General features: G+C 74.0%; 23 protein-coding genes. 5 read left to right on the forward strand and 18 right to left on the reverse strand.

Features of this window, described 5'->3' with window-relative positions:
• Positions 1-155 precede the first annotated feature (155 nt).
• From ABD332_RS16105 to ABD332_RS16115, 3 genes are all read right to left on the reverse strand, one after another.
• Positions 156-608, reverse strand: coding sequence for a hypothetical protein (locus ABD332_RS16105; RefSeq protein WP_344502709.1), 453 nt, complete (start codon positions 606-608; stop codon positions 156-158).
• Between the two features lie 81 nt (positions 609-689).
• Positions 690-1,952: a sensor histidine kinase gene (locus tag ABD332_RS16110; RefSeq protein ID WP_344502710.1), complete on the reverse strand. Its 1,263-nt coding sequence runs from the start codon at positions 1,950-1,952 to the stop codon at positions 690-692.
• Positions 1,949-2,641 (reverse strand): response regulator transcription factor, encoded by a 693-nt coding sequence (locus ABD332_RS16115; protein WP_344502711.1) that lies wholly within the window; start codon positions 2,639-2,641, stop codon positions 1,949-1,951. The genes ABD332_RS16110 and ABD332_RS16115 overlap by 4 nt, the downstream gene beginning before the upstream one ends.
• 49 nt (positions 2,642-2,690) lie before the next feature.
• On the opposite strand from ABD332_RS16115, the gene ABD332_RS16120 reads away from it, so the two are divergent.
• Entirely contained in the window at positions 2,691-3,191 is a 501-nt protein-coding gene (locus ABD332_RS16120; protein ID WP_344502712.1) for a hypothetical protein, read from the forward strand.
• A gap of 411 nt (positions 3,192-3,602) precedes the next feature.
• On the opposite strand, the gene ABD332_RS16125 is transcribed toward ABD332_RS16120, so the two are convergent.
• A complete protein-coding gene (locus ABD332_RS16125) occupies positions 3,603-4,475 on the reverse strand; it encodes a LysR family transcriptional regulator (RefSeq protein WP_344502714.1) in 873 nt (290 codons plus the stop codon).
• A 75-nt stretch (positions 4,476-4,550) separates the two neighbouring features.
• Between ABD332_RS16125 and ABD332_RS16130 the strand changes: the two genes are divergently transcribed.
• Positions 4,551-5,273 carry a CTP synthase C-terminal region-related (seleno)protein gene (locus ABD332_RS16130; RefSeq protein WP_344502715.1) on the forward strand — a complete coding sequence of 241 codons (723 nt, stop codon included), beginning with the start codon at positions 4,551-4,553 and terminating at the stop codon, positions 5,271-5,273.
• 102 nt (positions 5,274-5,375) lie between these two features.
• Here the strand turns inward: ABD332_RS16130 and ABD332_RS16135 are convergent, their stop codons facing one another.
• The 8 genes from ABD332_RS16135 to ABD332_RS16170 all read right to left on the reverse strand — a co-directional run bounded on the left by ABD332_RS16135 (position 5,376) and on the right by ABD332_RS16170 (position 12,322).
• Positions 5,376-6,161, reverse strand: coding sequence for an endonuclease/exonuclease/phosphatase family protein (locus tag ABD332_RS16135; protein ID WP_344502808.1), 786 nt, complete (start codon positions 6,159-6,161; stop codon positions 5,376-5,378).
• A gap of 48 nt (positions 6,162-6,209) precedes the next feature.
• Positions 6,210-6,926, reverse strand: a complete 717-nt coding sequence (locus ABD332_RS16140; protein WP_344502716.1) for an alpha/beta fold hydrolase — start codon at positions 6,924-6,926, stop codon at positions 6,210-6,212.
• 280 nt (positions 6,927-7,206) lie between these two features.
• A complete protein-coding gene (locus ABD332_RS16145) occupies positions 7,207-7,845 on the reverse strand; it encodes a CG0192-related protein (protein ID WP_344502717.1) in 639 nt (212 codons plus the stop codon).
• A gap of 34 nt (positions 7,846-7,879) precedes the next feature.
• A complete protein-coding gene (locus ABD332_RS16150; protein WP_344502719.1) occupies positions 7,880-9,148 on the reverse strand; it encodes a hypothetical protein in 1,269 nt (422 codons plus the stop codon).
• Between the two features lie 163 nt (positions 9,149-9,311).
• Entirely contained in the window at positions 9,312-10,400 is a 1,089-nt protein-coding gene (locus ABD332_RS16155; protein ID WP_344502809.1) for an amidase family protein, read from the reverse strand.
• Between the two features lie 125 nt (positions 10,401-10,525).
• Positions 10,526-11,356, reverse strand: coding sequence for a GDSL-type esterase/lipase family protein (locus ABD332_RS16160; protein WP_425552219.1), 831 nt, complete (start codon positions 11,354-11,356; stop codon positions 10,526-10,528).
• Positions 11,356-11,856 (reverse strand): hypothetical protein, encoded by a 501-nt coding sequence (locus tag ABD332_RS16165; protein WP_344502721.1) that lies wholly within the window; start codon positions 11,854-11,856, stop codon positions 11,356-11,358. The genes ABD332_RS16160 and ABD332_RS16165 overlap by 1 nt, the downstream gene beginning before the upstream one ends.
• A complete protein-coding gene (locus ABD332_RS16170) occupies positions 11,843-12,322 on the reverse strand; it encodes a GNAT family N-acetyltransferase (RefSeq protein ID WP_344502722.1) in 480 nt (159 codons plus the stop codon). Before ABD332_RS16170 ends, ABD332_RS16165 begins: the two co-directional genes overlap by 14 nt.
• Positions 12,323-12,528: 206 nt before the next feature.
• Here ABD332_RS16170 and ABD332_RS16175 point away from each other — a divergent pair, with 206 nt between their 5' ends.
• Positions 12,529-12,963 carry an SRPBCC family protein gene (locus tag ABD332_RS16175; protein ID WP_344502723.1) on the forward strand — a complete coding sequence of 145 codons (435 nt, stop codon included), beginning with the start codon at positions 12,529-12,531 and terminating at the stop codon, positions 12,961-12,963.
• Here ABD332_RS16175 and ABD332_RS16180 read toward each other — a convergent pair.
• On the reverse strand, positions 12,960-13,967 hold the full coding sequence (locus tag ABD332_RS16180; protein WP_344502724.1) for an LLM class flavin-dependent oxidoreductase: 1,008 nt from the start codon (positions 13,965-13,967) through the stop codon (positions 12,960-12,962). The genes ABD332_RS16175 and ABD332_RS16180 overlap by 4 nt on opposite strands.
• Before the next feature lie 141 nt (positions 13,968-14,108).
• Positions 14,109-15,986, reverse strand: a complete 1,878-nt coding sequence (locus ABD332_RS16185; RefSeq protein ID WP_344502725.1) for a Calx-beta domain-containing protein — start codon at positions 15,984-15,986, stop codon at positions 14,109-14,111.
• 247 nt (positions 15,987-16,233) lie between these two features.
• Here ABD332_RS16185 and ABD332_RS16190 point away from each other — a divergent pair, with 247 nt between their 5' ends.
• Positions 16,234-17,001 carry a VWA domain-containing protein gene (locus ABD332_RS16190; RefSeq protein WP_344502726.1) on the forward strand — a complete coding sequence of 256 codons (768 nt, stop codon included), beginning with the start codon at positions 16,234-16,236 and terminating at the stop codon, positions 16,999-17,001.
• Positions 17,002-17,023: 22 nt separating this feature from the next.
• Here the strand turns inward: ABD332_RS16190 and ABD332_RS16195 are convergent, their stop codons facing one another.
• The 3 genes from ABD332_RS16195 to ABD332_RS16205 form a co-directional block, all read right to left on the reverse strand.
• The gene (locus tag ABD332_RS16195; protein ID WP_344502727.1) at positions 17,024-17,539 is read right to left on the reverse strand and encodes a gluconokinase; all 516 of its coding nucleotides are present in this window, start codon (positions 17,537-17,539) and stop codon (positions 17,024-17,026) included.
• A gap of 123 nt (positions 17,540-17,662) precedes the next feature.
• A complete protein-coding gene (locus ABD332_RS16200) occupies positions 17,663-18,415 on the reverse strand; it encodes an SDR family NAD(P)-dependent oxidoreductase (RefSeq protein ID WP_344502728.1) in 753 nt (250 codons plus the stop codon).
• Positions 18,416-18,469: 54 nt separating this feature from the next.
• Positions 18,470-18,862, reverse strand: a complete 393-nt coding sequence (locus tag ABD332_RS16205) for a hypothetical protein (RefSeq protein ID WP_344502729.1) — start codon at positions 18,860-18,862, stop codon at positions 18,470-18,472.
• 268 nt (positions 18,863-19,130) lie between these two features.
• Between ABD332_RS16205 and ABD332_RS16210 the strand changes: the two genes are divergently transcribed.
• Positions 19,131-19,976: a GNAT family N-acetyltransferase gene (locus ABD332_RS16210; protein WP_344502730.1), complete on the forward strand. Its 846-nt coding sequence runs from the start codon at positions 19,131-19,133 to the stop codon at positions 19,974-19,976.
• Positions 19,977-20,011: 35 nt separating this feature from the next.
• Here ABD332_RS16210 and ABD332_RS16215 read toward each other — a convergent pair whose 3' ends face one another.
• Positions 20,012-20,392 (reverse strand): hypothetical protein, encoded by a 381-nt coding sequence (locus ABD332_RS16215; protein WP_344502731.1) that lies wholly within the window; start codon positions 20,390-20,392, stop codon positions 20,012-20,014.
• Between the last annotated feature and the right edge of the window lie 68 nt (positions 20,393-20,460).

Raw genomic sequence — 20,460 nt, forward strand, 5'->3', positions numbered from 1 at the left:
ACACGAGCGACGCCGTCCTGCGATGTGGGACATGGCGGCAAGCCGTCTCTCATGAGCGAGCCCGCCGACCGACCCCGGCCGGTGCGGCACGCCCGCACCGCGGCCGTCGGCGCCGCTGGCTGTGAGCGGCGCCGACGGGGGTGTGGCCGGGTGGGTCAGCGGCGGCCGCCGTGGTCGTCGCCGGCGTCGTGGCCCGCGCCGTCGTCCGAGCCGTGGCCACCGCTGCCGTGGTCGTCGCCGACGTCGTGGCCCGGGCCGTCGTCCGAGCCCCCACCGCGGTGGCCGCTGCCCGAGCCGCCGCTACCGCTGTTCCCGGAGCCGCTGCCCGAGTTGCCGGAGCCGCTGGTGCGGTTGCCGCCGTGGTCGTCGGCGGACGGGGAGGCCGAGGCGGACGGGTGGTGGCCGTGGTCGTCCATCGATGCCGACGGGGACGCGGTCGGGTCGTCGCTGGACATCGACGGGGACGGCCAGGCGCTGTCGTCGGTCGACGGCGACGCCGAAACCCGGGCGGGACGGCCGTCGTTCGACGGGCCTGACGCGGCCAGGGCCGTGCCGCCGATGGCGAGGGCCGTCGTGACGGTCGCGGTGATGATGATGAGCTTGCGCATGTCGTACACACCTCCGTGGTTGTGCTGTGCTTGCACTGACCACGGTGCCGGGCGCGGCGATAGCGGGGGCCTGTGGCAACCCTAAGGTTCGGTTAACGCGCCCAGCGTCACCGTGACCCGTGCGCCGCCGAGGGGTGAGCGGTCGACGGTGAGGGTTCCGCCGGCGGTTTCCGCGGTACGGCGGGCGATGTCGAGACCGAGACCGGTGGACCCCGCGTTGCTGACGCCACGGGCGCCCGCGGACGGGTCGAAGCCGGCTCCGGCGTCCTGGACGGTGAGGACGCGGCGGGAGTCCAGCGTGACCGCCAGGGCCACCCCCTCCTCCGTGTGGGCGAAGACGTTGCCCAGCAAGGCGTCGACGCACGCCGCCAGCTCCGTGGCGGAGACCGCGACGGGCAGCGGGCCGGCCGGCAGGTCCGTCTCGACCGGGCGGCCCTGGTCCTCGGCGAGCACGGTCCAGAAGCGGACCCGTTCGGCGACGACCGCGGTCGCGTCGCAGGACGGCACGTCACGCTCGCGGCGGGCGTCCTCGATGACGGTGGTGACGGCCCGGTCCAGGGCGGCCACGTGGGCGAGGATGCGGTCGGCGTCGGCGGGGTCGCGCAGGCCTTCGGCGTCCAGGCGCAGGGCGGTCATCGGGGTCCGCATGCGGTGCGAGAGGTCCGCGACGCGCTCGCGTTCGGACTGCAGGAGGTGGCGGATGCGGGCGGCGAGGTGGTTGAGGGCGGTGGCGACCGCGCGGACCTCCGGCGGCCCCGACGACGCCGGCGCCCGGCGGTCGAGGTCGCCGCCGGCGAGCGCGTCGGACACCGCGGCCAGGGAACGGATCGGGCGCACGACCATGACGGCGAGGCGGTCCGCGACGGCGACGCCGACGGCGAGCAGGCCGGCGCCGAGCAACGCGAGGACCAGCCACGCGCGGGTCACGCCCTGGCGCAGCTCGGCCAGCGGGACGAACACCCGGATGACCGCGGTGCCCTGCGGGAGGCCCTGGACGGCGACGAGGACCTCGCGACCGGCGGCGTGCTCGACGGAGAAGCTGCCGGTCCGGGCGGCGAGCCGCACCGCCGGGGTCTGGTCGGTGAACGGGCCCACGACGGCGCCGTCCGGCTGGTACACGCTGACCGGCCGCGAAGGGTCGACGTTGAGCTGCTCGACGGCGAGGCGCAGCGACTGCGGGTCGGCGGTGGCCACGAGAATGCCCAGGGACTGCGCCTGCGTCATGGCGACCGAGACGGCCCGGTCCGCGGCGACGCCGCGCAGCAGCAGCGCGAGCGGGACCAGGAACGCGAGCAGCACCAGCGTCATCGCGGCCGCGACGAGCAGCGCCAGGCGCCACCTCACCGCGGCAGCCCGAACTTGACGCCGACGCGGCGGACGGTGTGCAGGCGGCGCGGCTCCTGGGCGGTCTCCCCCAGCTTGCGGCGCAGCCACGACAGGTGGACGTCGACGGTCTTGTCGGCCGTCGTGTACGGCACCTGCCACACCTCGGTGAGCAGCTCGCGCTTGCCGACGACCTCGCCGGCGCGGGTCATCAGGTGGTACAGCAGGTCGAACTCGCGCGGGGTGAGGTCCAGCGGCGCGCCGTCGAGCGTCGCGGTCCTGGCCCGCGGGTCGATGCGCACCCCGTCGACGTCGAGCGCGGGATCCCGTTCGGGTGCGGACGGCCCGCCGTCGGCGCGGCGCAGCACGGCGCGGATCCGGGCGTCGATCTGTTCGGCACCGTACGGCTTCACGACGTAGTCGTCGGCGCCGGCGTCCAGGGCGCGGACCATCTCGCCCTCGGTGCGCCTGGCGGTGACCACGATGATCGGCACGCGGCTCACCGCCCGCAGCATCCGCAGCACCTCCCGGCCGTCGAGGTCGGGCAGGCCGAGGTCCAGCAGGACGACGTCCGGCGCCTCCGCGACGGCGAGCTTGAGCCCGTCCATCGCGGTCGCGGCGGGCACGACGACGTGCCCCCGCTCGGTCAGCGCGCGCACGACGCCACTGCGGATGGTCCCGTCGTCCTCCACGAGCAGCACCTTCGCCATAGCCAGAGGTTAACCATGCCTTAGCCATCGGCGGTGGATAGTGGTGTGCATGTGGACGACGTTGCACCGCCGGTGGGCCCTCGCGGGCGGCGCGTGGCTGGCGACCGTGGCCGTTGCGACCGCCGTGGCGACCGGCGCCGTCGGGTCGATGCGGCAGGGCATCTTCGGCACGTCGGACACCCCGTACAGCGAGGCCAAGGTCGACGCGCTGCTGGCCGGCGCCACGACGGGCCCGGCCGCGTCACCGGCCACACCACCGGTCACGCCGGACGGGACGCCGGGTCAGTCGGCGAGCCCGACGACGGCCGGGGGCGGGGTCGTTCGGGCCCTGACGACCTCGGCCGGGACGATCGTCGCGGTGTGCGACGTGGGTCTGGTCACACTGCGGTCGTGGACACCCAACTCGGGCTTCGAGACCGACCACGTGCAGCGGGGACCGGCGGCGGTCGCGTCGCTGCGGTTCAAGGCGCGCAGCGGCGGCGGCGACGTGCGCGCCGAGGTGACCTGCGCCGGCACCGAACCCCACCTCACCGTCGCCGGCGACGACTGACCCCTTCGCGGCATCGGCGCGTGTACCACGCAACGACGGCCTGACCTTGCGGCTTGTTGGTGCCCTGTGCGGCACTGAACGGCCCCCGCGGCACCGACGGCCTGGACCAACCGCCGCGGCGGCTGCAATCCCGGTGCAACGACGACCGACGCCCGTGCGACGGCGGCAGACCCGACACGACGATCATCTCGACCAACCGGCGCGGCGACCGCACGCCCGGTGCAACGACGGCCATGCGGCGGGATGAGCGGCCGGCACGATGAGGACCGGCGTCCACGCGGCGAACGAGTCAGGGATCGCAGCGCCTCAGCGAGGACGCGGGCCGGCGGAGTGAGCCGTTGACGGCCCGATGGCCATGCGGCGAACAAGCGGGTGGCGCGACGAGGGCCGGGGTCCGCGCGGCGGGACAGGTCAGGGTCGCAGCGCCTCGGCGAGGGCGCGGGCCGGTGGGGTGAGCGAGCCGTGGACGAGCTCCGTGCGGTGCACGAGTCGCGGCCTTGTCACCGGGACGCCGGCGACGCCCGGGTGGGTCAGCGGGCCGGGCAGCAGCGCCAGGCCCGCACCCGCGGCCACGAGCGCGAGCAGCCCGCCGGTGTCGGTGCCCTGGTAGGTGAACCGTTCACGGAACCCGCCGCTGTGCGCCAGCGCCCGCAGCTGCGGCAGTGGCGTGGCGACGTCGGGCGCGTCGATCCACGTCGCGTCGGACAGGTCGGCGAGGCCGACGGATGCGCGGCCGGCGAGCGGGTGGCCGGTGGGGAAGGCGACCAGGGCGGCGGACTCCGCCAGTACCGACGCCGCCAACTGCCCTGCGTCGGGCAGCGGCAACGGGTCGCTGGGCGCCGTCACGCCGTCGACGAGTCCGACGTCGAGCGTCCCGGTGGCGACGCCGGTGGCCACCGCGTCGCGGCCGGCCAGCAGCAGCGTGAACCGCACGCGGGGCATGGCCCGCTGCACCTCGGCGAGGACCGCGGCTGCCCGCGCGCTGCCGGCGAACGGCGTGGCGCCGAGCACGACCGTCGCGGCGGGCTGGCCCGACAGGCGGATCACGTCGGCGCGGGCGGCGCTCAACCGCAGCAGGATCGGGCCGGCGTGCTCGAGCAGCCGGGCGCCCGCGTCGGTCGGCGCGACCGGCCGCCGGTGCAGCAGGGTGGTACCCAGGTCGGACTCGAGCGCGGCGATCTGTTGCGACACGGCGGACTGCGTGTAGCCCAGCTCCTGCGCCGCGGCGGAGAACGACCCGGCGCTCGCGACCGCGACGAACGTGCGCAGCAGGTGCGGATCCACATCATCAGTATTGCTTATCCTGCTACGCGAATCAGTTGTTGGACTGATGTACGCCGGTCACGGGACAGTGGACGGATGACAGAGACCCGCACCGCCCGCATCGCCCTGGTGGGCGACCGTTCCCTGCACGTCCGTTCCCACGCCCGGATTCCGGGGCTGCTCGACGTCCTCCGCGCGCAGCACGGCATCGGCGTCGACGCGTACTGGATTCCGACACCCGACGCCCCGGCGACCGACCTCGCCGGGTTCGACGGCGTCTGGCTGCTACCGGGCAGCCCGTATCTCAGCGAGGAGGGCGCCCTGCACGCCGTGCGGGTCGCCCGGGAGCACGGCATCGCGTTCCTCGGCACGTGCGGCGGGTTTCAGCACCTGCTGCTGGAGTTCGCCCGCACGGTCTGCGGCATCGCCGACGCCCGGCACGGCGAGTCCGAGCCCGACGCCAGCCAGCAGCTGATCGTCCCCCTCGCCTGCTCGCTCGTCGGCCACGAGGGCGCGGTCAACCTGACCCCCGGCTCGCTCGCCGAGCGCGTCTTCGGGGTCGAGCGTTCGATCGAGCGGTACCACTGCGGGTACGGGCTGGACCACGCCTTCCTGCCGGAGCTGACCAGGCACGGGCTGCGCTTCACCGGCTTCGACGACGAGGGTCAGGTGCGGGTCGCGGAGCTGGCGGGGCACCCGTTCCTGATGGGCACCCTGTTCCAGCCCGAACTGGCCGGCGACGGCTCGCGCTGCCACCCGGTCATCCGCGCGTTCGCCGAGGCCGCCGTCTCCGTCGCCGCGCGGTCGGTGGTCTCGTAGCCGACCGGTCAGCAGCGGCGGCGCGCAGGCCGGTGCGCCCAGCCGGCCGCGTTCCGGGTCGACGCCGACGATGCGGGCGACGCTGATCCTGGCGTCGCCCGCTCAGCGCAGGTCGGCGACGACGGCGAAGTGGTCCGACGGCCAGACGCCGTCGTGGGGGACGGTGCCCGCCAGGTGGACGCCCTCGACGGACCCGCGGCCCGGGCCTTGCAGGCCCACCAGGACGTAGTCGATCCGGGCGTTCGGCGTCGCGTGGCAGGTGACGTGCGGGTTGCGGCGGTCCCAGGTCCACCCTGGGTCGCTGCGGCCGTGGTACCGCCACGCGTCGACCAGCACCAGGCCCGGCACGACCGGCGCGGTGAGGTGTCCGCCCAGGCGCCGCATCTCGTCGGACTCGGGCTCGGCGTTGAAGTCCCCGGTGAGCACCGGCGGGTGCTCCGGGATTCGGTGCCCGGCCACGAACGGCACCAGCCGCTCGACCTGCGCGCACCGGGCCGCGGAGCCGTCGGACGGCGAGTCCAGGTGGGTGGTGAACACCGGCACCGGACCGTCGGGAGCGTCGATGCGGGCGTGCAGCACCGTCCGGCCCTCGCCGCCGAGGTCCCCGATCGCGGTCGCACCGATCGGCCACCGGCTCAGCACCGCGTTGCCGACATCGACGGTGGTGTCGCCGATCCGGTCGTGCCAGCGCCCCGGCATCGGCGAGCTGCTGAACGCCCAGTGCATGCCGAGCTCCCGCGCCAGCAGCTCGACCTGGTGCTCACCGCCGCGGACCGCCCAGGCCTCCTGCAGGCAGCACACGTCGGGCTGCTCGGACCGGAGGGTGGCGAGGATCGCCTCGTGCCGGGCCCGCCAGTCGCCGAACCGCCACCACACGTTCCACGTCATGATCCACACCGGGCCGATCGTAGATCACCGATCCGGCGGGTGGTCCACTCAGCGCGGGGCGGCGAGGACGGGCAGGAGCGCGGCGGGGTCCTCGACGTGGGCGTTGTGACCGAGGCCGGGAAGGTCGACCGGCTCCGGGACGAGCGCCGCGAGCTGCTCGTGGCTCACCATCTGGTCGTGCTCACCCCGGGCGAGGACGACCGGGACGCGCGCGGCGGCGAGGAGGGCGGCGACCCCGGGCTCGCCGACCGCGAACGTCCGCGGGTCGTGCGTGCTCCGCCAGCCCTCGCCGTCGCGGGTCACGGCGGCGTCCGGCGCATCATCCTTGAGTCCGACGAGCCCGGCGACGCGCTGGAAGCGAGTTGCGGCCTCCTCGCGGGTCGGGTGGATGATCGGCGGCTTCCTGGCGAGCGCCGCGGCGCGGTCGAGCTCCTCGGCGGTCCAGGCGACCTTGATGCCGAGCCCGACGACCGCCCGCACCCCGGGCAGGTCGGCGAGGTGCAGGCCGATCACCCCGCCGAACGAGTGCCCGACGACGACGGTCCCGTCCGGGTCGACCAGCCCGGCGACGGCGTCCGCGACCCCGGCGAACGTGTACTCCTCCAGCCACCCCGAGCCGCCGTGGCCCGGCAGGTCGGGCGCCACCCAGGCCGTGTCGAGGAGGGCGGTCAGGTCGTCCCACACGTCGGCGGTGGCGCCGAGGCCGTGCAGGAGCAGGATCGCCGGGGTGCCGGAGCCACCGCGGAGCACTCGAAGGTCGGTCACCCCGACAGCATCCCCCACAACGGCGCCGCCACGGGCCGGCAACCACCCGCGCCCAGAATGAACGGGTGGCCCGCCCCGCGCCGGGACGAACGGGTGACGCCTCGCGTGCTTCGCATCCACGCAGGCCGGTCGTCACCCGCACCCTGGTGAACGGGTCGTGCAGGACACCAGCATCGCGGACGCTGCCCTCCGCGTCGCCTCGGAGGTCGGATCACCCGCACTCCCTCGACCGGGCGAGCCGGTCAGCGCACCCCGCGTCGAGATGGGCGGCGGTGAGGGGTTATCTGGCGGTGGCGTACGCGAGGAGGCGTGGGGTCGTGACGTCGCCCCAGGCGGCGGTGAGGGTCGGGGCGCCGGGAGGGGGCGGGGCGTCGTCCTTGAGGACCCTGAGCACGGTGAGTTCGTGGGAGCTTGTTGCGATGCGGGTCGGGTCGGCGTCCTCCACGTGGAGGATGTCGGTGGTGTCGGGGGCTGCGGCGCCGGCGTGGCCGCTGCCGTTGGCCTGGACGTCGCTCGGGCGGGCCTGGCGGACGCCTTCGACCTCGAACTCCTCGGCGGCCTGGGGTTCGGCGGTCAGGATGATGCGGGCGAGGGCGGCGGCGTAGACGGGGTCGCCGGTCGCGTCGTACACCCACCTGGTGCCGAGGACCGAATGCTCGGTGGTGCCGACCAGCCAGTGGTCGGCGCCGGCGAGCGGTGCGCCGCGGTAGGTGAGCGGGACCTGCAGGACCGGTCCGTCGCCGGCACGGACGAGGATCGTCTCGATGCCGACCTCGCCGGCGGGGTCGTCGAAGCGGAACGCGCCGACCTTCGCGACGTCGGGGGCGGCGGGGCCGGCGTACCAGGAGCGGGTGGGCAGCCACGCGTTGAGCAGTTCGAGTTTGGTGGGCGTCAGGTCCGCCCGGTGCAGGAGCGCCATGATCGCATCGTAGTGGCGGCGGCGGTCGTCCCGCTCAGGGCAGCGGGCTGGCGGGCCACGCCGCGACGGCGTTGCCGCCGGTCCAGACGCAGTCGTCCAGGATCCAGCGCACCACGCCGGCGTCGTAGGCGCCGGACGCGGTCGCCCGCAGCACCCCCGCGCCCTCGTCGACGGTGACCTCGAGGATCCGCCGGCCGTCGGCGGTGCGCTCGGAGAGGCGGGCCGGGTGGCCGCCGATCGTGGTGTCCATGGCGGGCAGCCGGGCCGGCGCCTGCTGCGGGACGCTGGTCAACCTGAGGTCGGACGTGCCGTCGGTGAGGTCGAGGATGGTGTGCGTCTCGCCGGCGAGGAACGTCATCGTGCAGCGGTCCGCATGCATGCCGTCGGGGAGGTTGGTGAGCCGGTAGGGCACGACGCAGCGGTACGCGCGGTCGAGGCGCACCCCGGTGGCGAACACCAGGGCGCGCGGCTCGTCGAGCGTGGTGACGACTTGCAGCCACAGCCCGTCGGCGTCCTGCCAGCGGATCACGGTGGTGCCGTCGGAGGAGGTCAGCACGGCGGGCCGGCCGGCGACGGTGACCGGGGTGGGTGCGCCGATCTGCGGCTCCCAGCCGTCGGTGGTGACGCCGACCCGGACGGTGGTGCCGGCGAGCCGGTCGGTGGTGCCGGCGAGCCCGTCGGTGGTGCCGGCGAGCCCGTCGCCGGCGCCGGTGGAGCCGTGGAAGGTGAGGGATTCCTGGCGTTCGCGGACGAGTTGCTGGTAGGTGACGCCGAAGGACGGTGACGGCAGCCGGTCCACGCTGAGGTGCAGCACCAGGGGGCGGCCGATCCTGCCGGGGCCGGCCTCCGCGGCGGCCTCGCCGGTCGCGGCCGGTGGGCGCGGCACGTCGACCATCAGCTCGCCCTGAACCTCGCCGGCCTCGCCGGCCGCGCCGGGTGACGGCGACGCCCCGCCCGACGGGTTCTGGTGGGCCGGCAGGCCGGTGAAGACGTCCGAGGGCAACTTCGGCGCCGGGTCGCCGCCCGGGAGCAGCGCCAACGCCGCCGCGACGGCGGCGACGACAGCGCCCGCGCCGCCGAGCAGCAGCCACCGCCGCGGCCAGGAGGCGGTGCCCTCGCGGGACACAGCGCCCGCGCCGTCGCCGAGGAGCGGCCACCGGCGCCGCCCCGGGACGGCAGCGGCCGCACTGGACGACAGCGACAGCGTCGAGGCCGGAGCGGCAGGCAGCACTCCGTGGGGCGGAGCGGCGATGGTCGCCTGTCCACTGTGGGCGTCGGTGTCGACGGCCGGGTCGTCGGTCATCGCGGCTCCGGGGCGGTGAGGGGTGACTCAGCCATCGTGCCCCCCGTCGGCAACCACGAAGCCGACGGCGAGATCGGTCTCATCTATCCCGGCAGGGCGCCGGTGTCACGACACAGACGTCGGGAGGGGGTGCCGAGGTTGCACGGGACGCACCGCGCGGAGCTCAGGCCAGGGTGCGTGCCGCCAGGGCGAGCAGGCCCAGGTCGTGCCCGGGCGGCGCGATGACGGCGACCCCGGCCGGCGGCGTCGAGGAGGTCGGCACGGAGACGCTGGGCAGGCCATACGCGCTGGCGGGGACCGCGCACCGCAGCGTGTCGCGGCGCCACGCGTCGCGGGCGGAGGGGCTCAGGTCGCGGGGGTGGCCGGGGCCGCCGGCCGGCAGGACGAGCCAGGCGTCGCGGTCGGCCAGCAGGTCGAGCAGCTCGGCCCGCAGCCCCGCGAGGAACGACCGGGCCTCGGCCTCCTCGGCGGCGGTGACGGACGCGCCGAAGCGGAACCGGTCCTCGACGTCGACGGCGAGCGCCCGCGGGTGCGCGGTGATCCACTCGCCGTGCGCCCGCCACGCCTCGGCGGCCTGCACGCGGCGGAAGGCCAGCAGCAGCGGGTCGGGATCGTCCCAGGTGGACAGTGTGACGGGCGAGACCGGCAGGCCGAAGAGGGAGTCCCCCGTCAGGCCGGGGACCTCGCCGACGGCGAGCAGCCGCGACGGCGGCGCCGACGGCCCGGACGGCAGCAGGACGGAGCCGACGAGGGCCAGGTGCGAGGCGGTGGCGGTGATCCAGCCGACGGTGTCGAACGACGGCGCGAGCGGCAGCACCCCGCCGGTGGGCACGACGCCGTGGGTGGGGCGCAGGCCGAAGAGGCCGCAGCAGGACGCGGGGACACGGATGGAGCCGCCCGTGTCGGTGCCGAGGCCGATGTCGGCGTGCCCCGTCGCGACCGCCGACGCGGGGCCGCTGGAGGAGCCGCCCGTGACGAGGCCGGGTGCCGAAGGGTTGGGCGGGGCACCATAGTGGACGTTCGTGCCGGACAGGGAGTAGGCGAGCTCGTCGGTGTGCGCGATGCCCTGGATGGTGGCGCCCGCGGTGCGCAGCCGGGCGACGGCGGGGGCGTCCTCGGCGGCGGGCAGGGCGGACGCGAGCCACGTGGGGTTGCCGCCGCCGACGGCGAAGCCGGTGACCTCGAAGAGGTCCTTGACCGCGACCCGCAGGCCGTCGAGCGGGCCGTGCCCGGTGGCGTGGGCCAGCGGCATGCCTTTCACCCGCCACACCGTAGGGTCCGCGGACATACCGTCGCCTCCCACCTGCCGCCGCAACGTCGCGGCGGGCCGTTGAGTGAGCGTAGCGCCCGCGCGACGAACGCACAGGGGGTCGGACCTCACCAGTCCGGCGGGCCGAGCCAGGTCGCCTTCGCCAGCGCGTTCTGCCCCGCGGAGTTGGGGTGGAAGAAGTCCTGCGCGACCACCATGTCGAGGGTGAACGCGACCCGGTGCGCCGCCCCGCCGTCGTCCCGGCACCGGGGGCCGTAGGCCTTGCAGGCGGCGGCGAGCTGCGTGTTGTAGGCGTCGACCCGCGCCCCGAACGCCTTGCGCCGCGCCACGTCCGCGGGTGCGGTGGACGTGGGCGCGGCGAGCAGCGCCTGGCAGATCCCGAGCGACCACGCCTTCACCGCGACCTGGCTGGTGTGCCCGACCTCCCAGAGCCGGTTGATGTCGGGGATGCTGACGACCAGGACGCGGGCCTGCGGCAGGCCTTCCTTCAGCACGGCGAGGGCGTCGTCGACCTGGCGACGGAACGTGTCGACGGGGGTCATCGCGTCGAGGGTGGGCCGGCAGGCGTCGTTGGCGCCGATGAGGATCGTGACGTAGGTGGCCTTCGCGGTGACCGCGGTGCGGGCCTGCGCGGCGAGCGCGTCGGCGCGGGCGCTGCCCTGGGCCGAGTTGACGCCGCGCAGGCCCGGATACGACGGCCGGAGCCGCCGGTAGTGGCTGTCGACGCGGGTGCCGTCGCCGGTCGACCACGAGTTGCGCGGGCACGGCGAGGGCGCGAGGCACGACGCGAACGCGGTGGTGAGCGAGTCACCGAGGGCGGCCATGGCCATGGAGCCGGACGACGGGGCCGGGCCGGCAGGACCCCCGCCACCCTCACAGGCGAGCGCGAGGACGACGAGCGCGGCGAAGAGCACGTTGCGTGCCCAATTGACGACGATCAGCACATAGTAGCGTGCAGGCGCTTCAGCAGCGACATCTCCAGCTCCTCCGGCAGCTGGAAGAAGCCGTCCTCGGTGAGCAGCCGGTGGTGGTCGTTCGGCCGGTAGGACATCGGCACCAGCGCGCCGTCGCGCACCTCCACGCTCCCGATGACGTCGCACGAAGGGACGTCGCCCGAGGGGTCGGGGGTACGGGCGTCCAGCAGGTCCACCCAGCCGTGCCCGCCGACCGCGGCGGCCTGCTCGCGGATGCCGGGCACCACGAAGACGTCGTCGGCGATCATCTCGTGCAGGAAGCGCACGAACGCCGGGTTCTCCTCGAAGTGGTCGGGCTGCATCGCGGCGGGCCCGTCGACGCCGACGGCGAGGAGCCCGACGACCGCCTCCGGCGACAGCCCGTACTCCGCGGCATCGTCGGGCTCGACCGGTGACACCAGATGGCGCAGCCGCTCGCCGACGTACACCTCGTACACGAACAGCGAACGCTTATCGGTCTCCACGGAGCTTCCCGTAGACGAGGACGTCGCGCCAGGCGCCGTCGCGGAACTCCGCGGAGCGCAGGATGCCCTCGCTGAGGAACCCGACCTTCTCCAGCGCCTTCTGCTCCGGGATGTTCTCCGGCTGCGTGCGGGCCTCGATCCGCGGCGCCGCGCTGTTGGCGAACAGGTAGTCGCACAGCAGCGTCTGCGCGCGCCAGCCGACGCCGCGGCCGCGCCACTCCGGCAGCAGGATGATGCCGATGCTCCAGTACCGCGACCAGCCGGTGCCGGTCGCCTCCCAGCTGACGTAGCCGGCGGCGGTCTCGTCGGCCTCGACCATCAGCCGGCCGTCGTGCTCGCCGAGGAAGCCGTCCTCGGCGAAGCGCCTGGCCGGGCCGGTCGGCTCGCGGTAGCCGGACCAGGCCGGGCCGGCCAGCCCCGGCTCCGTCACGAACCGCCGGAACATCCCCAGATCGCTCTCGACCACCGGTCGCAGCCGAACCCAGGTCTTGTTCAACGTTGCCTCACCTCGCCTCGGAGAACCGCCGAACGGGCCGCCGATGTCAGCCGGCCGCCTGCGCACGACGCACAAGATCGTCCGCCATCCTCGCCGATGATCGGGGCGACCGCCATCCGACCAACCGCCGGGAAAGGCCAACCGACGGTAGATCGGCCACGCTACCGTCTGAGCCCATGTCCGTCGATGCCTTCGCTCACACGTTCCTCGTGGCCGCCCCGCCCGCCCGGGTCTTCGAGCACCTGGCGGACCCGCACTCGTATGTGGGCCTGTCGCCGCTCGTCGTGGCCGTCCGCGACGTGCGCACCGACGGCGACCAGGTCGGCTACGTGGCCCTCGAACGGTTCCGCTTCTGGACGAACCGGATCCGCGTGACGATGACCCTCGACCCGGCGGCACCGGCGGTGGTCAGCGACGTCGTCTCGCCCGGCCGGGTCCGGCTGCGGGCGGCGGTCACGCTGGCGCCGTCCGGGGCCGGGACCGAGGTCACGGAGACGATCACGGTCGACTCGCCGTCGTTGCTGCGCCGGTACGTGGTGCGCACGGCGAGGTCCGTGCAGCTGCGACGGGCCGCCGAACTGACCCGTCGCATGTCGGCCGGGCCCTCCTAGCGGGTCAGGTGCGCCGCGACGTGCTCCCGGATCAGCGCGAACGAGCGGGCGCGGGCCTCGATGTCGTACACCATGCAGGTCAGCATCAGCTCGTCGGCCTGGGTGCGGTCCAGCAGCCCGGTCAGCTGCGCGCGGACGGTGTCCGGCGAGCCGAGGGCCTGGCCCTCGCGCCGTTCCAGGACGAATTCGCGTTCGCGCTCGCTGTACGGGTAGGCCGCCGCCTCCTCCGGCGTGGCGAGGGCCTCGGGCCGGCCGGAGCGCAGCCGCAGGAACGACAGCTGGCTCGGCCCGGCGAGGAACTCGGCCTCCTCGTCGGTCGGGGCGCAGACGGCGCTGACGGCGACCATCGTGTAGGGGGCGTCGAGCCACTGCGACGGCCGGAAGCTGTCGCGGTAGAGCCTCAGCGCGGGCAGCGTGTTGGCGCTGGAGAAGTGGTGCGCGAACGAGAACGGCAGGCCGAGCAGGCCGGCGAGCTGGGCGCTGAAGCCGCTGGAGCCGAGCAGCCACACGTCGGGCTTGTCGCCGCGCCCGGGTGAGGCGAGGATGCGCTGCCCGGTGTCGTCGCCGGTGAAGTAGGCGATGAGGTCCTGCAGCTCCTCCGGGAAATGCTCCGCGGACAGGCCTTCCATGGTGCGGCGCAGCGCGAGCGCCGTGTGCTGGTCGGTGCCGGGCGCCCGGCCGATGCCGAGGTCGATGCGGCCCGGGTGCAGCGCCTCGAGGGTGCCGAACTGCTCCGCGACGACGAGCGGCGCGTGGTTGGGCAGCATCACGCCGCCGGAGCCGACGCGGATCGTGGACGTCGCGGCGGCCAGGTGCGCCAGCAGCACCGCGGGCGTGGAGCTCGCGATCGCGGGCATGTTGTGGTGCTCCGCGACCCAGAACCTGCGGTATCCGAGCGCCTCGACGCGTCTGGCCAGCTCTGTCGTGTTGCGCAGGGCATCGCCGGCGGACGCGTTCGCGGCGCGGGGCGCGACGTCAAGGACGGAAAGCGGAATCTCGGTCACAAGTCATGGTCAACAACGCCGTCCCCGGGAATGTTCCCGAAGGCGGGGCGGTGTGACGTGGCGCTGGTCGTACACCTGCCGCAGACGCGAACAGGCGCGGCCCGCCCCCATGTGAAGGGGCGGGCCGCGCCGCGGTGACGGTCAGACGCGGCAGGGGTTGCCGGTCGGGTTGGCGGCGGTGCCGTGGATGTCGGCGCGTGCCTCGCTGATGACCACGTCCGTCAGCAGCGTGTCGAGGACGACGGCCTGCTGGGTGACGCTGGTCGGGGTGGTCGTGGTCGCGTTGAGCTTGAGCGAGCCGACCACCAGCGGCACGGTGAGCGGTGCGCTGCCGACCGTGACCGCGATGCCGTTGATCTTCAGGTACGCGATGCTCGACGACCCGCTGAGGACCGGCGCGAGCCCGCCCGGGCCGGACGCGCAGGTCGCCTTCGCGGTGGCCTGGATGAGCCCGAGCTCGATCGTGATCGGCGCGACGCCGCCGACGGTGATCTTCACCGACTCGACGGCGGCCTTCGCCGTGCCGTTGTCGCCCGCCGCGGGTGCGGCGTCGAGGTTGTCGGGGGTGAGCGCCGCGTTCGCGTCCAGGGTCTTCGACTCCACCTTGATCAGGCCGGAGTCGAGGGTGAGCTGGGCGAGGACCTTGCTGTCGTCCGCGCACGGCACGTTGGCCGGGTTCGCCGCCGGCGAGGACAGCGGGCCGACCCGCAGGACCTGCGCCGTGCAGGAGAACGTGCCGTTGCGGTCGGCGTCGACGATCGTGCCGAGGCCGGTGCCGTCGGCGATCGCGGCGCCGGCGGGCGCGGACAGGTTGACGGTGAAGCTCTCGTCGAGCTCGTCGACCGCGTCGTTGACGACCGGCACGGTGACCGGCCGGCTGGTCTGCCCCGGCGTGAACGTGACCGTGCCGCTGCCCGCGGTGTAGTCGGCGCCGGCGGTGGCGGTGCCGTCGGCCGTGGCGTAGTGCACGCTGACCGGCGACGTCGCCGGGCCGGAGAGCGAGACGGTGAACGTGGCGTTGCCCGCGTTCTCGTCGACGACGACGTCGTTGATCGCGATGGTCAGGACGGTCACCGACAGGGTCTGGATGAAGGCCGCGCCCTGGCTGACCCCGTCGACCTGGAAGTCGACCTTGCAGGTGTACGTGCCGGGCGCGGCACCTCCGGCGACCGTGACGTGCTCGGTGAAGTCGGCGGTCGCGCCGCTGTCGACAGTCTTCGAGGCCGGGTCGAACGTCAGCGCCAGGTTGCCGTCGCAGTCGAACACCACCGGGGCGACCTTGACCTGGATCGCCTGGACGCCGGCGAGGATCGCGGCGCTGACCTGGTCGGCGGGCACGTCCGGCAGGTACACGCCGCCGGTGCCGGACGTGATCGCCTCGGCCTGGCCGCCGGCGTTCATGCCGCCGACGTCGACGGCGACGACGCGGATGTGCGCGGCGTTCAGCGCCGCGACGGTGTCGGCCAGGCCGTGGCCGAGGCTCGGGTCGTGCGACGGGGCGTCGCCGAAGACGACGACGATGCGGGTGCCGCCGTCGCGGAAGTGCACGGCGCCGTTCGCGAGCTGGAACAGTGCGTTGAGGTTGTCCTCCGGCAGGTCACCCCCGCCGCCGGCGACCCATTGGTCGATGCCGGCCTGGACCGCCGCCTGGTCGGCGGTGATGTCCTGGCGGACCGTGAACGGCGCGGAGTCCTCGAAGTCCTTGTACTCCGCGACCCCGAACCGCGCCTGCGGCTGCGCGGCCGCGATCTGCCCCATGACCGACGCGGCGTTGGCGCGCACGTCGGTGATCGGCCCGGTCATGCTGCCGGTGGTGTCGGCCAGGAAGACGATGTCGGGCTTCGGCGGGACCGGCGCGGTCTCGACGTGCTTGGCGATGTCGGCCGACTGGCCGGGCCCCAGTGTCAGGCTGACACCGGGCGGGGTGACACCTGGAGCGGCCTGCGCGGCGGTTGCCGTCGCGAGGACGGTCACCGCCCCTGCGGTCAGCACCAGGCTGAGCAATGACGCGAGTTTCACGTGCTCCTCCTGCGACGGTCGGCGGTTGCCGAGGAGAAGCAAACAATGGCGCCGTCCGCGCGAAACAGGACTTGCCGACCGGGCCGGCGTCGGATAAGAAGCGCTCAGCCGCCCCTTACGAATTCACTCCTGTGAGTGTCCGTGAATGCCGTTCCACATTCAATTCAGTCCTTCGCCCGGGTGTACGAATGTCGACACACCCACAGGAGTTACCGTTGTCCTTTACTGACGTACAGGGGGTGGCGGCATGGCCGGGAGAACGCAGCCGACCGCGGCGCGGGCCGTGCAGCTCGTCAAGGAGCCGTCCGGGGCGCCCGCGGTCAACCTCGCCAAGGTGCGCGAGTCGGGCCACGTCGACCTCGCCAAACGCGCCGACAAGGCCGGCCTGGCGCTCAGCAGGCGCGGGCTCGGCGGCATCCGCGCCCAGGCGATGCTCGTGCTCGACCACTCCGGCTCGATGCGCCCCGACTACAAGTCCGGCGCGGTGCAGACCCTGGTCGAGCGGGCTCTCGGCTTCGCACTGCAGATCGACATCGACGGCACCGTGCCGGTCGTCCCGTTCGACACGAAGGTCCTGCCGACGGTCGCGGTGACCGTCGACAACTACAGCGGCGTCGTCGACCGCGAGATCAACCAGGGCTGGATGGGCACGACCAACCTCGCCGACGCGCTCGCCGTGGTCCTCGCCGAGGCGGAGCGGACGACGGCTCCGATCTTCTGCATCGTCGTCGCCGACGGCAGCCCGGACAGCAAGCGCGCGACGACCAAGGTGGTGTGCGAGCTGGCGCGCTACCCGGTCTTTCTGAAGCTGCTCGCCGTCAAGCCCGTCGAGTACTTCCAGACCCTCGACGACCTCGACGACTCCAAGCGCCTGCTGGACAACGTGGACACGAAGTACTCGACCGAGGCGCTCGACCTGCTGACGTGCAGCGACCTGCAGTTCGCCGAGGCGATGGCCGACGAGTGGGACACCTGGGTCGCCGCGGCCACGGCCGCCGGCATCCTCACCCCCTGATCGCACGACCGGGGCGCCGGCCTCACCGCGGGCGGGTCCCCCGCACGATCTCGTCGACGATCTGCTCGGGGGTGGCGTCGATCGACACCGCCAGGATGTCCTCGCCGGGCTGCGGCGGCTCCAGGGCGGCGAACTGGCTGTCGAGCATCTCCACGCGCATGAAGTGACCGTGGCGGGCCGCGAGCCGGCGCGTGATCAGGTCGCGGGAGCCTTCGAGGAACACCAGCCGCACCTGCGGGCGGCCGTCGCGCAGCTGGTCGCGGTACGCCCGGCGCAGCCCCGAGCACGACACGACCCCGGGGGTGCCCGCGGCCGCGTGCTCGTCGATCCAGCGGCCGATCGCCGCGAGCCACGGCGCGCGGTCCTCGTCGGTGAGCGGCTGCCCCGCCGCCATCTTGGCGACGTTGGCCGGTGGGTGGAAGTCGTCGGCCTCCGCATACCGCCAGCCGAGCCTCCCGGCGAGCAGCGCCCCGACGGTGGTCTTGCCGGTCCCGGCGACACCCATCACGACGATCACTGGAGGTGGGCTGTCCGGCATGGCGACACGGTACCCAAGCGACCGGTCCGCCACACACGGCGGTCGCCGCCGTCGGGTCGCCCGACGGGATTTCGAGGTGGGCCGGTCGGTGGTCGTCGCCGACCGGCCCTCGACGGCCTGCGGTCAGGACGCCGCCATCGCCACCAACGGGGGGAAGTGGCGGGCGACGAGCTGCTTGGCGACGGTCGCCGGGTCGGCGATGTCGCCGACCCGGTGGCGCTCGACGAGGCGGGCGTGGCCGGGCAGGCCCGTGCCGCGCTCGCGGAGGGTCCGCTGCATCTGCGTCTCGATGGCCCCGGGGTCGACGATCTCCACCGTGCAGGAGCGGCTCGCCGCCTCGCTGACGCAGCGCATGAACGCCTCCGCGCCCGCCTTGGTGGCGCAGTACGTCGCCCAGCCCGGGTAGCTGCGGTGCGCCGCGGAGGAGGCGACGTAGACGATCCGCAGGCGGGGACCCGGGTCGCGGGCGAAGGTGGACAGGAAGGTGTTCGTGAGCAGGATCGGCGCGACCAGGTTGACCTGGACCGCGGCGAACACGTCCTCGGGGGCCAGCTCGCCGACCAGGCCGATGGGCTCGACCGTCGCGGCGTTGTGCAGCAGGACGACCTCGTCCTCGGGTGCGGTCCCGCCGACGAACGCGGCCAGCTCCGCCTCCGTCGGGAGGCTGACGGCCTCGGCGAGGTCGGTGGCGCGCAGCCGTACCGACGCCGGATGCCGAGCGGCGAGCACCTGCTGCTCCGAGGGGAAGGCGCGGGCCAGGCCGAAGACCCTGGCACCGTCGGCTTGCAGCGCGTGGAACAGGGCCGCGCCGAGCCCTCTCGAGGCGCCGGTCACGATGACCGAACGCTTGCGAATAGCGTCCGCGGGTGCGGACATGACATCACTCCAACCGTGTCGAGGTGACAACAACGACGAGGGTGGGAGTTCGGCTTACGTGCGCCAGACCTGCAGTGCGGCGCGGGCGGGCGCGTGGCCCGTGCGGGCACCCGCGGACGGCTCGACACCGGAAGCCGGCATGAGCTGCGCGATGACGCCCGTGGTGAGCTGCGCGGCGTGGTGGGCCGCGACCTCGGGGGTGTCCACCTGCTCGCCTTCGGCGTGCAGCATGAGGGGCTGCCGCTCGTCGTCGTCATCGCCGTCCGACGACGGCTCGTGGTGATGGTGACCGGCGGCGAACGGGACGGGGCTGGACGTGAGGAGCTGGTGGACGATCCCGGCATGGGACGCCGGCGAGCCGACGGTGGCCCCGAACAGCATCGCGAGGACCAGGGCGAGGACGCCGACGACCCAGCCGGGCGTGCGTGCCCGCGTGAGTCCGTCCAAGGTCCGCCCCCTCCCCGGTGTTGCCCAACGTCATCATGGCCCAACGGAGTACTTCTCGGAGTGTCGCGAATTTGCCAGCATCCGCGAAATTCAATTTCCCGGATAGGGTACGCAGGTGCTGGTCCGAGCGGTCGCCGAGGGCGACCTGTCCTGGTTGCAAGAATTGCTCACCAATGCATACGGTGCGGTCCACGTCATCACGGGAGAAAACGGTCGCGACGCCGACCGGCTGCCAGGACTCGTTGCCGAAAGCGCAACGGGCGAACGGGTGGGCCTTCTCACCTATGAGGTCGCGGCGACGGGCCTCGAAATCGTCACGCTCAACGCCGTCCGTCCACATGCCGGGATCGGGACCGCGTTGCTGGACGCCGCGCGGGCGGTCGCGGCCGACGCCGGATGCAGCCGGCTGTGGCTCATCACCACCAGCGACAACCTGGACGCGCTGCGGTTCTACCAGCGGCGGGGACTGCGGGTCCGGGCCGTGCACCCCGGCGCCGTGCAGCGCGCCCGCCGCCGCAAGCCGCAGATCGCCGAGGCCGGCGACTTCGGCATCCCGCTGCGCGACGAGGTGGAGCTGGAGCTTTCGCTGCGGGACGAGGAGGCGTACGTCCGGCCGGGCACCCTCGCCGACGTCAAGCCCGTCCTGGGGCTGATGGACGGCGCGACCCGCTGGCTCGTCGGGCTGGGCCGGACCGGGCAGTGGGGCACCGAGCCGCACTCGACCAACCCGCGCCGGCTGACCGCGATGATGCGGTGGGTCCCGCAGGGGCACCTGCACGTCGCCGAGATCGACGGCACCGCGGTGGGCGCGATCGTGGTCGGCGAGGCGCCGGAGCACATCCCGGTCGTCTACGAGCCCGAGCTGTACGTGAACCTCCTCGTCACCGATCGCGCGCGGCAGGGCCGCGGGCTGGGCGGGACGCTGCTGGACCACGCCCGGGTGCTCGCCGTGCGGCGCGGGATCGGGCTGCTGCGGGTCGACTGCTACGCGGGCGACGACCAGGCGCTGGTCGGCTGGTACCGCCGGCAGGGCTTCACCTCGACGGAGACCTTCACGGTCCGCCTCGCCACCGGCGTCGACTGGCCCGGCCAGGTCCTTGAACAGCGCCTCTGAACAGCGCCTTTGAACAGCCGCTCCGAACGGCGGCTCTAGGCCGGCGTGCCGCCGAGCGCGGTGGCGAGGGTCTCCAGCAGGCGCAGGTCGTGCGCGTACTCGGACAGTTCGGACCGGCGGACCGCGACGAGCCCGCCGGGGCCGCCGCTGACGCGCACGTCGCGCCACGACGACCCGGCCCGGCACAGCGCGGCGACGGCCGTCGGCGGCGCGCCCGCGTCGGGGACGAGCGTGCCGGCCGCGTTGCCGAGGGCCTGCAGCTCCGGCACGGCCGCCGCGACCCGGGTGACCATGGCGCCGCCGGTGTGGCGGATGTCGACCCGGAACCCGTCCCGCACGCCGGTCACGTGCACGCCGGCCGCGTCCTCCACGCGGTGCAGCCCGCGCGGCAGGAGCTCGCTCAGGTCCTCGTCCACCCGCCCAGCCTGCCCGCTCCCCCACCGGCGGGCGACGACGGCCGCACCACGAACGCCTGTGGTGCACG

Origin of the sequence: Dactylosporangium maewongense (assembly GCF_039531485.1) — a bacterium.
Classification (GTDB): domain Bacteria; phylum Actinomycetota; class Actinomycetes; order Mycobacteriales; family Micromonosporaceae; genus Dactylosporangium; species Dactylosporangium maewongense.